We start from the raw sequence: 13,247 nt of genomic DNA, 5'->3' as shown, positions 1-13,247 counted from the left end.
ACTGCCGAACTCGCGTGATCAGGGGCGTAACTCGCGTGCTTGGGGACGTAACTCGCGTGATTGAGGGCGTAACTCACGTGATCGGGGGCGTAACTCACGTGATGGGGCGGCGGACACGCGTGACTGGACGGACGACACGCGTGATCAGGTGGACGACACGCGTGATCAGGCGGCCGGGATCCAGTCCGGGTTCGAGGCCAGGACGGTGAGCTGCTGGGTCGCGCGGGTCAGCGCGACGTACAGCACCCGGCGTCCGGTGGTCGACTCCGTGATGAGGTCGTTGGGCTCCACCAGGACGACGGCGTCGTACTCGAGGCCCTTGGAGTCGAGGCTGCCGACGACCTTGAGCCGCTCGTCCGACAGCCCGTCGAGCCAGCCCTCGATCTCGGGCACCCGGTCCATGGCGGTGATCACGCCGACGGTGCCTTCGACGACCCCCAGCATCTCCTTCACCGCGGCCTGCGTCGCAGCCTCCAGGCCGGCGGCCTCGACGGGCCGGACCTCCGGCGTGACACCGGTCTGCCGCACCGCGCGCGGAAGCTCGTCGGCCTCCGCGTGCCCGGCGACGACCTTCGCGGCCAGGTCGAAGATCTCCGCCGAGTTCCGGTAGTTGGTGCGCAGGGTGAACCGGCGCCGCGTCGTCTTGAGCCCGAAGGCCTGGTCCCGCGCCATCGCGGCCTCGGCCGGATCCGGCCACGAACTCTGCACCGGGTCGCCGACCACGGTCCAGCTCGCGTACTTGCCGCGCCGCCCGACCATCCGCCACTGCATCGGCGAGAGGTCCTGCGATTCGTCGACGACCACGTGCGAGTACTCGTCGTAGTGCTCGGGCCGGGTCGGGGCGCCACCGCGCTCCGGGTTGACCTCGACGTTCTGACGGGCCCGGCGGCTCTTCGGCGGCGGGCCGATCAGGACGCGCAGCTCGTCGAGGAGCGCGACGTCCGCGATGGTCCAGCCACGCGAGCGATCGGCGAAATCGGCCGCGAGCATGCTGATCTCGCCGCGGTTGAGCAGGCCCTTCGCCGCGGAGGCGAGCCGCTTCTCGTCGCCGAGCCAGCGCAGGATCTGCGCCGGGTACAGGATCGGCCACCAGGTCACCAGGAACCGGTGGAACTCGATGCGCTCGCCGAGTTCGGTGATCAGCTCGGCCTTGTCGATCTGACGGCCGTCGTCCTTCGCGTGCTGCTCGGCCTTCGCGGCGAGCGCGTCGAGCAGCAGCTCGGCGGCGCGGATCCGCGACCGGTTCGGCGGCCCGCCCGCGGTGTGCACCTTGCGGCGCACCTTGTCGAGTTCGCGCGCGTTGAGCCGCAGCACCTCGCCGCGGTAGACGATCTTCATGTCCTCCGGCGCGTCTTCCGGCGTGTCCCGCAGCGCGCGCAGCAGGATCTTGCGCATCCGCAGCGATCCCTTGATCGCCGCCAGCGGCGCCGGGTCCTGACGGGTCGCTTCGAGGCCGTCGAGGACTTCGCCGAGCGCGCGCAGTTCGACGTTCGTCTCGCCCATCGACGGCAGCACCCGCGAGATGTAGCTGGTGAACACGCCGGACGGGCCGATCACCAGCACGCCCGCGCCGCCGAGCTGGCGCCGGTGGCGGTAGAGCAGGTACGCCGCGCGGTGCAGCGCGACCGCGGTCTTGCCGGTGCCGGGGCCGCCGGTGATCTCCGTGACCCCGCGCCACGGCGCCCGGATGACCTCGTCCTGCTCCTTCTGGATGGTGGCGACGATGTCCCGCATCTTCTCGCCACGCGACCGGCCGAGCGCCGCCATCAGCGCGCCTTCGCCGACGATCTGCATGCCGTCGGGGACCGCGTCGGCGATCAGGACGTCGTCGTCGACGTCGAGCACGTTCTGGCCGGAGCACCGGATCACCCGGCGCCGGACGACGTTCATCGGCTCCTCGGCCGTCGCCTGGTAGAACGCCGCGGCCGCGGGCGCGCGCCAGTCGGTGACGAGGTTGTCGAACTCGGCGTCGCGGATGCCGAGGCGGCCCACGTAGATGTGGTCGTTGTCGAGGTGGTCGAGCCTGCCGAAGACCAGCCCCTCGTACTCCGCGTCGAGGGTCTGCAGGGTCTGATTGGCGTGGAAGACCATCATGTCCCGTTCGAACAGCATGGACGCCTGCTCGAAGATGGCTTCCCGCCCGGCGCCATGGCCGATCTCGTAGCCCTTGGTACGCATGGCCTCAGCCTGGGCTCGCAATTCGGCGAGCCGGGTGTAGACGGTGTCCACATGGGCTTGCTCGATGGCGATCTCGGCCCGTCTGACCCGAGGTTCGGACACGCAACGCTCCTAAACGCTTCTATCGCCTCCGAGGGCGAAGGACGACTCTACGCGAGCTGGGCGGCGGCTTCACCAAGTCCCGGCCAACGTCACGATGGAAGGCGTTGAGGCACGATGCACCCATGACCAGGATCGTGGCGGGGACCGCGGGCGGCAGGCGGCTGAAGGTCCCGCCGAAGGGCACCAGGCCCACGTCGGAACGCGTGCGCGAAGCGCTGTTCAACGCGCTCGAGGTCGCCGGCGAGCTGCAAGGGGCCCAGGTCCTCGACCTTTACGCCGGTTCGGGCGCGCTCGGGCTGGAGGCGTTGTCCCGCGGCGCCTCCGGCGCGCTGTTCGTCGAACACGACAGGCGCGCGGTCGAAGTGCTCAAGGGGAACGTCGCCGCGCTGGGGCTCGGCGGCGCGGTCCGGGCCGGGACCGTCGAGTCCGTCGTGGCCGCTCCGGCGCCGGAAACGTTCGACATCGTCCTCGCCGATCCGCCCTACGCTGTCGATTCCACCCGCCTGGGGGAGGTCATGGCCGCGCTCGCGGCCGGCCGATGGGTCACGGACGGCGCGCTGGTGGTGATCGAGCGGGCCGCTCGGGACGGCGAGCCGGACTGGCCGCCGGGTTTCGAGCCGATGCGGACGAAGCGCTACGGCGACACCGCGCTCTACTGGGCCGAATATCAGGTGTGACGCGGCACCGAGAAAGTGCGCAGGACGCGCAGCGGGCCCTCGGCCTTGGTAGCGTCCGCGCCATGCGGCGTGCGGTCTGTCCCGGGTCCTACGATCCGGCCACCAATGGACATCTCGACATCATCGAGCGGGCGGCCAAGCTGTTCGACGAGGTCGTCGTCGCGGTGGGGGTGAACAAGAGCAAGAAGGGCCTGTTCACCACCGAGGAACGGATGGACATGCTCCGCGAGATCACCGCGAAGCTGCCGAACGTGCGCGTCGACTCGTGGCAGGGACTCCTGGTCGATTACTGCCGCGAGAACGACATCATCGCCGTCGCGAAGGGGCTGAGGTCGGTCAGCGATTTCGACTACGAGCTCCAGATGGCACAGATGAACCGCGAGCTGACCGGGCTCGAAACCCTGCTGATGGCCAACAACCCGGCGTACGGGTTCGTGTCGAGCTCGCTGGTCAAGGAGGTCACCGCGCTCGGTGGCGACATCGAGCACCTGGTGCCGCCGATAGTGTTCAAACGCCTCTCGGAGAAGTACTCCGACCGAGGTTGACCCGAACGGCCGAAGCCGTTGGTCTGGCGCCGGTGAGCGGCGATGAAGAGTTCATCTCGGCGCCTTCTGGTGAATACACGATCGGGTTACGGTCCGAAAATGACCAACAAACGATCGCGGATCGCCGCCGCGCTGCTCGTTCTGCTTGTCACCTTCTTCGGCGGGCTGAGTGCCGCGCAGGCCACGGCCGCCCCCGTCTCGATCCAGCAGAACCCGTGCGGGGATCTCACCGGGTTCAAGCACGTGTCGCTGTCGTCGCTGCCCGCCGAGGCGACGACGACCTACGACCTCATCCAGAAGGGTGGCCCGTTCCCGTACCCGGACAAGGACGGCACGGTCTTCTCCAACCGCGAGAACATCCTCCCGAAGTGCGCGTCGGGCTATTACCGCGAGTACACGGTGCCTACGCCGGGCTCGCCCGATCGCGGTGCGCGCCGCATCGTCACCGGTAACGCCGGCGAGCACTTCTACACCGCGGACCACTACAAGACCTTCTCCGTGATCGACGCCGACGGCACCCCGGCGCCGTCCTGCGGCGACACCTCGAAGCTGACGAAGATCGGCTACTCGACGCTGTCCTCCGCGGCGAAGTCCGTGGTGGACAAGGCCCGCGGTGGCGCGACCGGCACGGTCTACGAGAACCGCGAAGGTGTGCTGCCGAAGTGTGCCGCCGGCTACTACCAGCTGTTCCCGGTGGGCACGAGCGACCGCGTGATCTCCGGCAAGGGCGGCGAGATCGTCTACACGCCGGACCGTTACGCGACCTTCAAGCTGGTGAATCTCGCCGGCTGACCCGTCCGTGCAACATTTCGTACCTCCTCGTCCGTGAGATACACCGGAACACGGACGAGGAGGCACGATGCGGTCTGGGGACGACGCGAGCTTCAGGGAGTTCGCCAAGGACAAGGCGCTACCGCTCAGACGGACGGCGTACCTGCTCTGCGGCGACTGGCATCTCGCGGAGGATCTGGTCCAAGTCGCGCTCATCAAGCTCTACCGGGTCTGGCCGAAGGTCCGCCGGAAAGGGCCCGTCGACAACTACACGAGGCAGATCCTGATGCGCTGCTGGCTCGACGAGCGGCGACGTCCATGGCGGAGCAGAGAGAACCGCGACGGCGTCGTCCCCGAAGAGCCTGCGGCCCCGGCGACCGCCGGGATCTCGGATTCGCTGCTTCGCGCCCTCGCCGAAGTTCCCCCGAAACAGCGCGCCGCCGTCGTGCTGCGCTACTGCGCCGATCTCCCGGTCGCGGAGGTGGCCGTCGCGCTGCGCTGTTCGGAAGGGACGGTCAGGAGCCAGGCCGCGCGAGGACTCGAAGTCCTCCGCGCGGCCCTGCAGAGACAGCACGACGAGGCTGTCTCCGGGAGGAGCGCGTGATGGACGAACTGGAAAACAGGCTGCGCGGGATCACCCTGGCCGAGCCACCGCTCGGCTTCGACCCGGACGAAGTCGCCGGGAAGGCGGCGAAGAAGGCGCGGAACCGGCGGGCGATGGCGGCGACGGGGGCTACCACGCTGGCGGTGATCGCGGCGGCGGTCGTGTTCGTGGCGCCCAGGGGTGGACCCACGCCGGCCGTGCCGCCCGTCCCGGTCGCGCCGTCACCGAGTGGCGCGCCGTCGCCGGCTCCGGCGAACGGCGACCTGACCGCGCGGAAGGCGAGGATCTCCGGGCATTTGGCGACCGCCCTGCCCGGCGTGCTCACCGGGGCGAAGGACGTCCGGATCCGCTCCGTGCATCAGCTGGGTACCTGGGACGCCCTCGTCTTCATGATCGGCTACCGGGACGCCTCCGGCGCCGATCGTTCCCTCCTTCTCACTGTTCTCGGGGTCGAAGCGGCCAAACGCGGGTTCTCGCTCGAAGACAGCTGTGAGCCTGGCCGCCGGCCCCGCGGCGGTTTCGACGCCGACCTCGGCGGGGTGACGAGCGGGGAACCGGTGGACTGCGTGAAGCTGCTCCAACCGGACCGAAGCACCGTCGTCGTCACCGGGACCGTCCCGTCGTTGCCTCCCGGCGACGTCGAACCGGGTCGCGACGCGATCGCGTACCGGGCCGACGGCACGGTGGTCGCCGTGTCCACCGGCGCGGGCGACGGAGGCTCGCGTCCGCCGGACGACCAGTTGATCAAGCTGGTCTCGGATCCCGAACTCGATCTCCGGTAGGCGACGCGCGGTACCAGGCGGGACACGCCCGGTACCGCGCGCTTTCACCCCTTACGGCGGCGATGAGGGCAAACTGAGCTCAGGGAATGTGGGGATCGCTGTAGGTAGGGAGTGGCCGTGTACCGGGTTTTCGAGGCGCTCGACGAGCTCGTCACCATCGTGGAGGAAGCCCGCGGCGTGCCGATGACCTCCAGTTGTGTCGTCCCGCGGGGGGACACCCTGGAACTGCTCGACGACATCCGCGACGCGCTGCCGGGCGAGGTGGACGACGCCCAGGACGTCCTGGACAAACGTGATCAGCTGATCCAGACCGCCCGCACCGAGGCGGCGGAGACGATCACCACGGCGAACACCGAGGCCGACCGCACGGTCGCCGACGCGCAGGCCGAGGCCGAGCGCATCCTCGCCGACGCCCGCGCCCGCGCCGAGCAGATGATGAGCGACGCGCACGCCGAGGCCGAGCGCATGGTCGCCGCCGGGCAGGCCGAGTTCCAGAACCTCACCGACCGCTCCCGCGCCGAGTCGGAGCGGATGATCCAGGCGGGCCGCGACGCCTACGAGCGCGCCATCGAGGACGGCCGCGCCGAACAGGCCAGGCTCGTCGCCCAGACCGAGGTCGTCCAGGCCGCGCACGGCGAGGCGGCCCGCATCGTCGACGAGGCGCACGTCGAGGCCGACAAGCAGCGCGGCGACTGCGACGCCTACGTCGACGGGAAGCTGGCCGAGTTCTCCGAACTGCTGGCGACCACACTGCGGACGGTCGACTCCGGGCGCAACCACCTGCGGTCCCCGGTCAACCTGCCGGGCAACAGCCGGACGTCGCTGTACGACTACCAGAGCTGATCGCTCGAGTACATGAAGGCCCCCTTCCTGGCGCTAGACGCAAGGAAGGGGGCCTTCATGTACTTCACGGACTTCACCGACCGCGCCCGAAAGCCGGTGGCGGTACCTGCGTACCCTGGTGACCGATGTCTGAGAACAAGTCGCCGCAGGCCAGGCCTGCGCAACTGGACGACCGGAACCCGTGGGTGCTCGACACCCGCGAACTCGGCCGTCACGCCGGCCTGAGCAAGGCCGTCCAACGCTCGATCCCCGTCGAGACCGCGCTCGGTGTGCCCGACGTCATCACCATCGACGCCGGTTCCACCCTCGAACTCGACCTGATGCTCGAGTCCGTCGTCGAGGGCGTGCTCGTCAGCGGCACGGCGTCCGCCGTCGCGACGGGGCACTGCTCGCGGTGCCTCGACCCGATCACCGAGGACGTCGAGGTCGACCTGACCGAGCTCTTCGCCTACCCCGGCTCCGCGACCGAGGAGACCACCGACGAGGACGAGATTCCCCGCCTGGTGGACGACCGGATCGACCTCGAGCCGACGGTCCGCGACGCGGTGGTGCTGGCGCTGCCGCTGGCCCCGCTGTGCGCCGAGGACTGCCGGGGACTGTGCACCGAATGCGGTGTCAAGTGGGCCGATCTCGAGCCCGGTCACGGGCATGAGAAGATAGACCCTCGGTGGGCCGCGCTGGTCGATCGTTTCGATGACGAAACGGGCGATGACCAGGCCGATGGCCCCGGAAAGCAAGCCTGACGAGCACCAGCTCGTTCCGGAGAAGCAAGTTCGCTCGCGACCGCGGGCAGACCGTCTGAAGGAGATCTACTCGTGGCCGTCCCGAAGCGGAAGATGTCGCGATCCAACACCCGCGCGCGCCGCAGCCAGTGGAAGGCGGCTCCGGTTCAGCTGGTGCCCTGCTCCAACCGCGCCTGCAAGCAGCCGAAGCTCCAGCACATCGCGTGCCCGGCCTGCGGCCAGCACAACGGTCGCCAGGTCGTCGAGCCCGCCTGATCGGCAGCCGACGACATGGGGGGCAAATCTGCCGGTGGACCACCCGCGGACCCCGCACCACTGCTCGAAGCTCTCGGGATCACGATCGAACCCGAGCTGCTGACGCTGTCGTTGACCCACCGTTCTTATGCCTATGAGAACGGTGGGTTGCCGCCGAACGAGCGGTTGGAGTTCCTCGGGGACGCGGTGCTGGGCCTGGTCGTCACCGACCACCTCTACAACACCCATCCCGAACTTGCCGAGGGGCAGCTCGCGAAGCTCCGGGCCAGCGTGGTCAACATGCACGCACTGGCCAGGGTCGCGCGCGGTCTCGGTGAGGGCGGGCTGGGCAAGCACCTGTTGCTGGGCAAGGGCGAAGAGCTCACCGGCGGCCGGGACAAGGCGAGCATCCTCGCCGACGGGCTCGAAGCCGTCATCGGCGCCGCGTACCAGCAGCACGGCATCGATGTCGCGCGCAAGCTCGTGCACCACCTGTTCGACGACCTGCTCGCCGAGGCGCCGCTGCGCGGCGCCGGCCTGGACTGGAAGACCAGCCTCCAGGAGCTGACGGCGTCGGCCGGACTCGGCGTGCCCGAGTACAAGGTCGAGGACACCGGGCCCGATCACCGCAAGGAGTTCAGCGCCACCGTCCTCGTCGGCGGGCGCGAACTCGGCTACGGCTCGGGAACGACCAAGAAGGAAGCCGAGCAGAAGGCCGCCGAGACGGCCTGGCGCCAGCTTTCGGCCGAACTCGACATCGAACAGCCGCCGAAGACGACCTGAGTCCTCCTCAGCGGGACGGTTCGTTGACGCGCGAACCGGTGAATCAGTAACGTCAGCGCAGTCCGCCGCCACTGACGCGACCGTTCAGGTCGCCTGTCGAGAGGTCGGCGGATGCGTTGTTTCTGCCTGGTCACGGCGACGGTTTTCGCGCTGATGACAGGTCCTGCCACTGCTTCGGGTGCTCAGGTCGTCCGGGTGACGTCGCTGAGCGCGTTGCAGTCCGCGATCGACAAGGCCGCTCCCGGCGACGAGATCCGGCTGGCCGACGGCAGCTACTCGGCGGGCTCGGCCATCGCGATCAAACGGTCGGGTACGGCGAACGCGCCGATCACGATCACCGCGGAACACGTCGGCAGGGCCGAGATCAAGGGATCGACGGGATTCTCGTTCTCCTCGGGCGCTTCGCATGTCGTGCTGCGCGGGTTCAAGCTCCGGCACGGTGGCTCGCTGAGCGTGCCGGTGGGCAGCACGCACAACCGGCTGACCCGGCTCGACGTCCAGCTCACCGGCGGCGGCAACTGGGTCACCCTCAACGGTGACGACACCGAGTTCGACCACAACGTGCTGCAGAACCGCACCACCCAAGGGGTCTTCCTCCAGGTGCTCGGCCCGGCCAAGGACATGGCGAAGCGGGTGCATGTGCACCACAATTACTTCTCCAACCACGGGTTCACCGGTTCGAACGGTGGCGAGTCGATCCGGTTCGGGCTGAGCCACCACCAGAAGTACAAGGCCGGCGGGATCGTCGAGTACAACCTGTTCGAGAAGGCCGACGGGGATTCCGAGGCGATCTCCGTGAAGTCCTCGGACAACGTCGTCCGGTACAACACGATCCGCGACAGCCGCGGTTTCATCGTGCTGCGCCACGGCGACCGCAGTGTCGTCGAAGGGAACATCCTGCTCGGCCGGTCCGGGATCCGCTTCCACGGCAACGATCACAAGATCGTCAACAACTACGTGCACTCCTCGGCGAACCGGGGGATCGTCTTCGGCTCCGGCAGCGAGGCGGACAGCGGGCCGGACAGCAAACTCCACGACCGGCCCGACCGGGTCGTGGTCGCGTACAACACCGTCGTCGGGACCACGGACGTCGTCCACGGCGACGGCGGTGACTTCAAGCCCAAGGACTGCGTGCTCGCGAACAACGTCCTGCAGGGGACGGGAAAGCTCGTGAGCATGCCGGGCGGTTCGGTCGTGAAGTACGAGGGGAACATCGCCTGGGGCGGTCCCGCGGGGATGCCCTCCGGGTACAAGGCCGTCGATCCTAAGCTGGTGCAGGACGGGTTGTACCGCCTGTCGTCCGGGAGTCCCGCGATCGACGCCGGTGTCGGCTCCTACCCGTACGCGGGCACGGATTTCGATCTGCAGAAGCGATCCGGGAGGTACGACGTCGGCGCCGACGAACTGCTGCCGGGCGGGGCACGGAAAGCCCTGACCAGGGCGGACGTCGGGCCGGCCGCTCCCTGACGCCACTCGCGACGGCCGGTGGGAGAATCGACGGCATGCCCGAACTCCCCGAGGTCGAGGTGGTCCGTGCCGGGCTCGAGGCGCATGTCTCCGGCCGGACGATCACCGAGGTCGAAGTCCTCCACGCCCGCGCGATCCGCCGTCACGAACTCGGCGCCGAGGACTTCGGCGGCCGGCTTTCCGGAGTGAAGATCACCGCCGCCCGCCGCCGCGGCAAGTATCTGTGGCTGGAGCTCTCCGACGGCCAGGCCATGCTCGCGCACCTCGGTATGAGCGGTCAGATGCTCGTCCAGCCCGGCGACGCGCCGGACGAGAAGCACCTTCGTGTGCGGTTCCGCTTCGCCGACAACGGGCCGGAGTTGCGCTTCGTCGACCAGCGGACCTTCGGCGGGCTCGCGCTCGCGGAACTCACCGAGGTCGACGGGACGGCGTTGCCTGGCACCATCGCGCATATCGCCCGCGACCCGATGGATCTGCGGTTCGACCTCGACCAGGCCGTCCGCGCGCTGCGGTCGAGGCGGACCGAGCTCAAACGCGCCCTGCTCGACCAGACCCTCGTCTCCGGGATCGGCAACATCTACGCCGACGAGGCGCTCTGGCGCGCCAAGCTCCACTGGGCCCGCCCGACCGACAGGCTCACCGCCGCACAGGGCCGTGCCGTGCTCACCGCCGCCAGCGACGTGATGGCCGAGGCGCTGGTCGCCGGCGGGACGTCGTTCGACGCGTTGTACGTCAACATCAACGGCGAGTCCGGCTATTTCGACCGGTCACTCGACGCCTACGGCCAGGAAGGACTGCCCTGCGGCCGGTGCGGGACGGCCATCCGGCGCGACCCCTTCATGAACCGGTCGTCGTTCTCCTGCCCGCGGTGCCAGCCGAAGCCGCGCGCGAGGTGAAAACTGTCGTGTACGACACGGGCGCCGCGTCAACTAGCATGAACGGGCACGACACTTAGGGAGTGGGATGGTGGCCGCGACCGAGCCCGGCAAGACGACGCTCGCCGAGAAGATCGACAAGCTGTTCCAGATCGTGCTGAGACCCGATCGCGAGCCGTACAGCCACGAGGAGGTCGCCAAGGCCTGCCGCGAGGCGACCGGCGAGACCTTCTCGACGACGTACCTGTGGCAGTTGCGCACGGGGCGTCGCGACAATCCGACGAAACGCCATCTCGAGGCGCTCGCGCGGTTCTTCGGCGTCTCGCCCGCGTACTTCTTCGACGACGAGCAGAGCGCCAAGATCGCCGAGGAACTCGCGCTCCTCGGCGCCCTTCGCGACGCCGGTGTCCGCGACGTCGCGCTGCGGGCCGTAACGCTTTCCCCCGACGGACTCGACACCATCAGCGACATGATCGACGCGATCGCCCGCAGGGAATCCGGACGGGGCGGCCCGAAGAAGGAGTCGTGAGTGGACCGTCGCCGTAAGGAGTTGTGGCGCCGCTGCCGGAGTCTCGCCGACGGCGTCACCCTTCCCGAACCGTTCGACGCCGGGTCCTTCGTCGCGGAACTCGCGGCCGAGCGCGGCCGTCCCATCGAATTGATGCAGGTCAGCGTTCCTTCCAGCGGCCCGTGCGGGCTGCTGATGAGCACGGAACGCGCGGACTACATCCTCTATCCGGCCAACACCACCGCCCTGCACCGGCGGCACATCCTGCTGCACGAGGTCGGCCACCTGGTGTGCGGGCACGTCGGTTCGGACGCCGGGGCCGACGGGATCGTGCTCGACGCCGCCGCCGGCAAGACCCTCATGCCGAACCTGTCGCCCGAACTCGTCCGCCGTGTCCTGGGCCGCACGAGCTACAGCGCCGTCGAGGAACAGGAGGCGGAGCTGCTCGCCAGTCTCCTGGCGCGCCGTGTCGCGCGGACGGCGGTGCGCGGCGCCGCGCGTCCCGACGAGAGCGATCTCGCCGGCGGGATGGCGAGGGTCGACGATCTCTTCGGCAGCCGGAAACGGCGCCTGCCGTGACCGAGACCATCGCGTACTTCTGCTGCGTGGTGGCTTTCGCGGGCTTCGGCTACAAGCTGATCCAGGCCCGCCACACCCAGCCGGTGCGGCGGATGTGGTTCCTCAGCGGCTTCGGGATGTGCATCGCGGGCGGCATTATGCTGCTCACCCCGGCCATGGAGAACGCCGTCGGGGTCGAGGAACCCATGGGCAGCCTCCTGAACCTCGCGGCCGATCTGCTCAAGATCGGCGCGATGGCGTTCGCGGTCGCGTTCGCGCGGTCGCTGAAACTGGGGGAGGGCAAGCGGATCGGCTGGCACGCGGTGCTTTCCTGGACCGTGGTGGCCGCCGAAACCGCGCTCTTCTTCCTGTCCGACAGCTACCGGGTTGGCGACCACACCGCTGCCGGGCCGGGCAGGCTCGGGTGGTTCGTCGCGTACAACGTCCTTTTCCTCGTCTACGGTCTGATCAGCCTGCTGACCTTCTCGATCGTCTTCGCCCGCTTCGCGCGTCATGCCGCTCCCGGTCCGCTTCGCATCGGGCTGTGGCTGCTCGTCGGTGGCGGGGTTTCCGCGCTGGGCTGGACTTTCTGGGACGTCGACGACATCTACATCCTCGCCACCACCGGCGCGGTCGACGCCGGTGAGGAGACGTTCTCGGCGATCCTGGCGGCGTTGAGCGTCGGGCTCGCCGGGGCGGGCGCGACACTCAGCGTGTGGGGGCCCGCGCTGGCCACACCGTTCCGGCTGATCGGCGCGTACCGGACGTACCGCCGGATCGAGCCGTTGTGGGCCGCGCTGCGCGACGCGGTCCCCGGAATCGCGCTGGACCCCGGCCCCGGTATGCCGGGTGGCGTCGAATTCGCCTTGTACCGCAGGGTGATCGAGATCCGGGACGGCCATCTCGCGTTGCGGCCCTACTTCGATCCGGACGTTCCAGCGCTCGCGGAAGCCGAAGCACGTGAGGCGAAGATCCCCGAAGCCCGGATCGCCGCGACGATCGAGGCGGCGGCACTGGCCGCCGCGCTCGTCGCCTCCGAGGCGGGCCGCCGGTACGCCCCCGACGACGTTCCGGCGACCTACCTCGACGAGCCGGACATCGCCACCGAAGCGGCGTGGCTCGTGGAGGTCACGCGAGCCTGGCGGCGGTCCACCGTGGTCGGACGCATCCGGGACAGGGCCCGCGAAACGCTCGCGGTCTAAGCCGAAACGATCGCGGTGACGGCGGCCGCCGCCGAGACCAGCGCGAGCCAGACCGGCGGGGCGACGTCCTTGATCCCGTCGCCGGCCCGCACGTGGAAGACCGCCGCCCCGATCAGCAAGGCCACCAGGCCTGCCGCCGCGGCGATCCCGAGCGGCCGCCAGAAGAACCCGGCCACCAGGCCGGCCGCTCCCGCGAGTTCGAGCGCGCCGATCCCTTGGATCCCCCGGACCGAGAAACCGAGCCTCTCGGTCCGGGAGACCAACGCCTGCTGCCGCAGGATCTTCGCCACCCCCAGCGCGGCGAAGATCGCGGCCAGCAGTACCGACAACACCACATGAGTCACGGCCATGACGAACTCCTTGGTGTGGAAGGGT

The 13,247-nt window shown here is 69.3% G+C and carries 16 protein-coding genes; 14 read left to right on the top strand and 2 right to left on the bottom strand.

Going from position 1 to position 13,247, the window contains the following annotated elements; genetic code table 11:
- Positions 1-165: 165 nt before the first annotated feature.
- Positions 166-2,280 (bottom strand): HelD family protein, encoded by a 2,115-nt coding sequence (locus tag ACZ1DY_RS32460; RefSeq protein ID WP_465481918.1) that lies wholly within the window; start codon positions 2,278-2,280, stop codon positions 166-168.
- A gap of 122 nt (positions 2,281-2,402) precedes the next feature.
- On the opposite strand from ACZ1DY_RS32460, the gene rsmD reads away from it, so the two are divergent.
- The 14 genes from rsmD (at position 2,403) to ACZ1DY_RS32390 (ending at position 12,872) form a co-directional block, all read left to right on the top strand.
- Positions 2,403-2,957: a 16S rRNA (guanine(966)-N(2))-methyltransferase RsmD gene (gene rsmD / locus ACZ1DY_RS32455; protein ID WP_257485074.1), complete on the top strand. Its 555-nt coding sequence runs from the start codon at positions 2,403-2,405 to the stop codon at positions 2,955-2,957.
- A gap of 62 nt (positions 2,958-3,019) precedes the next feature.
- A complete protein-coding gene (coaD, locus tag ACZ1DY_RS32450) occupies positions 3,020-3,502 on the top strand; it encodes a pantetheine-phosphate adenylyltransferase (RefSeq protein WP_126733550.1) in 483 nt (160 codons plus the stop codon).
- Positions 3,503-3,601: 99 nt separating this feature from the next.
- Positions 3,602-4,294 carry a ribonuclease domain-containing protein gene (locus tag ACZ1DY_RS32445; protein WP_257485075.1) on the top strand — a complete coding sequence of 231 codons (693 nt, stop codon included), beginning with the start codon at positions 3,602-3,604 and terminating at the stop codon, positions 4,292-4,294.
- Positions 4,295-4,361: 67 nt separating this feature from the next.
- Positions 4,362-4,877, top strand: coding sequence for an RNA polymerase sigma factor (locus tag ACZ1DY_RS32440; protein WP_465481917.1), 516 nt, complete (start codon positions 4,362-4,364; stop codon positions 4,875-4,877).
- Positions 4,877-5,659: a hypothetical protein gene (locus tag ACZ1DY_RS32435; protein WP_465481916.1), complete on the top strand. Its 783-nt coding sequence runs from the start codon at positions 4,877-4,879 to the stop codon at positions 5,657-5,659. Before ACZ1DY_RS32440 ends, ACZ1DY_RS32435 begins: the two co-directional genes overlap by 1 nt.
- Before the next feature lie 117 nt (positions 5,660-5,776).
- Positions 5,777-6,502 (top strand): DivIVA domain-containing protein, encoded by a 726-nt coding sequence (locus tag ACZ1DY_RS32430; RefSeq protein ID WP_034323487.1) that lies wholly within the window; start codon positions 5,777-5,779, stop codon positions 6,500-6,502.
- A 125-nt stretch (positions 6,503-6,627) separates the two neighbouring features.
- The gene (locus ACZ1DY_RS32425) at positions 6,628-7,245 is read left to right on the top strand and encodes a YceD family protein (RefSeq protein WP_126733546.1); all 618 of its coding nucleotides are present in this window, start codon (positions 6,628-6,630) and stop codon (positions 7,243-7,245) included.
- Positions 7,246-7,317: 72 nt separating this feature from the next.
- Positions 7,318-7,500 carry a 50S ribosomal protein L32 gene (gene rpmF / locus ACZ1DY_RS32420; protein WP_005160412.1) on the top strand — a complete coding sequence of 61 codons (183 nt, stop codon included), beginning with the start codon at positions 7,318-7,320 and terminating at the stop codon, positions 7,498-7,500.
- Positions 7,501-7,515: 15 nt separating this feature from the next.
- Complete coding sequence (rnc, locus tag ACZ1DY_RS32415) at positions 7,516-8,262, top strand: ribonuclease III (protein ID WP_185927140.1); 747 nt, start codon at positions 7,516-7,518, stop codon at positions 8,260-8,262.
- A gap of 111 nt (positions 8,263-8,373) precedes the next feature.
- Positions 8,374-9,729: a polysaccharide lyase 6 family protein gene (locus ACZ1DY_RS32410; RefSeq protein ID WP_465481915.1), complete on the top strand. Its 1,356-nt coding sequence runs from the start codon at positions 8,374-8,376 to the stop codon at positions 9,727-9,729.
- A 35-nt stretch (positions 9,730-9,764) separates the two neighbouring features.
- Positions 9,765-10,625, top strand: coding sequence for a bifunctional DNA-formamidopyrimidine glycosylase/DNA-(apurinic or apyrimidinic site) lyase (gene mutM / locus ACZ1DY_RS32405; RefSeq protein WP_465481914.1), 861 nt, complete (start codon positions 9,765-9,767; stop codon positions 10,623-10,625).
- A gap of 67 nt (positions 10,626-10,692) precedes the next feature.
- On the top strand, positions 10,693-11,133 hold the full coding sequence (locus tag ACZ1DY_RS32400) for a helix-turn-helix domain-containing protein (protein WP_257485079.1): 441 nt from the start codon (positions 10,693-10,695) through the stop codon (positions 11,131-11,133).
- Positions 11,134-11,691, top strand: coding sequence for a hypothetical protein (locus ACZ1DY_RS32395; protein WP_465481913.1), 558 nt, complete (start codon positions 11,134-11,136; stop codon positions 11,689-11,691). It begins immediately after the preceding gene.
- Positions 11,688-12,872 carry an MAB_1171c family putative transporter gene (locus tag ACZ1DY_RS32390; RefSeq protein ID WP_465481912.1) on the top strand — a complete coding sequence of 395 codons (1,185 nt, stop codon included), beginning with the start codon at positions 11,688-11,690 and terminating at the stop codon, positions 12,870-12,872. The genes ACZ1DY_RS32395 and ACZ1DY_RS32390 overlap by 4 nt, the downstream gene beginning before the upstream one ends.
- On the opposite strand, the gene ACZ1DY_RS32385 is transcribed toward ACZ1DY_RS32390, so the two are convergent.
- Positions 12,869-13,222, bottom strand: coding sequence for a DoxX family protein (locus tag ACZ1DY_RS32385; protein ID WP_465481911.1), 354 nt, complete (start codon positions 13,220-13,222; stop codon positions 12,869-12,871). The two genes, ACZ1DY_RS32390 and ACZ1DY_RS32385, sit on opposite strands and share 4 nt — an antisense overlap.
- Positions 13,223-13,247 lie beyond the last annotated feature (25 nt).

Source organism: Amycolatopsis sp. PSD-21 (genome assembly GCF_055561455.1).
The sequence above is the reverse complement of the archived record's forward strand: the minus strand, read 5'-3'. Positions and strand labels throughout refer to the sequence as shown.